The organism is bacterium (assembly GCA_024224155.1).
Lineage (GTDB): Bacteria > Acidobacteriota > Thermoanaerobaculia > Multivoradales > JAHEKO01 > CALZIK01.
On sequence record JAAENP010000216.1, the window covers coordinates 1 to 692 of the forward strand.

General features: G+C 60.7%; 1 protein-coding gene. It reads right to left on the minus strand.

The annotated features are described in order from the left end of the window. On the minus strand, nucleotides 1-692 hold a 692-nt coding region (locus tag GY769_11855; protein ID MCP4202616.1), incomplete at both ends, for a S8 family serine peptidase.

Here is a 692-nt window from a genome sequence, read left to right on the forward strand (position 1 = left end):
GGCCCAATTCAGATTCCGGCCCCAGAGAACGCTCCGGCCCCACAAGACACTCGAATCCGTCACCAGGTGGACTTCCTCGGTTTCCTCGTCGAACTCGACGATCGGGGAGACGGCCTCGAAACCGGCCTCGGAGAATTCGTTGTCGGCGAGCAGCATGGTGATATCCACATAGCCCGCGCCGACCGCCATGATGTCGTAGTCGGTCGCGTAGGTTTCACCGGTCACCGGATCGATGACCACGCTGCCTGCCGGAAAGTCCTTGCTGGCGGTCTTCATGAGGTGAGCCTTGACCTGGTCCGGCGAAAGCTGCGGCTCCTTGTCGAGCAGCAATACGGCGGCGCCGCTCACCACCGGAGCGGCCATGCTGGTCCCGCTGAGCCGAAAGTAGAGGGAGCCCACGCGATTCTCGCGATGCTCGATGTCGAAAAGGCTATTTCTGTCGTTCAGCGAAACCACTCGATTGCCGGGCGCGACGAGGTCCGGCTTGACGATGTGGTCGATCAGAGTCGGTCCTTTCGAGCTGTAGCTGGCAATCAGATCATCGCCTCGGATCGGCGTTTCATTGGTCTTCATTGCGCCCACGGTAATGACAAAAGGACTGTTGCCGGGCGAACCGATCGTCCCATAACCCTCGTTATCGAAAGAATTCTCTCGGCCTTCGTTGCCCGCCGCGCCTACCCCGCCGATACCCC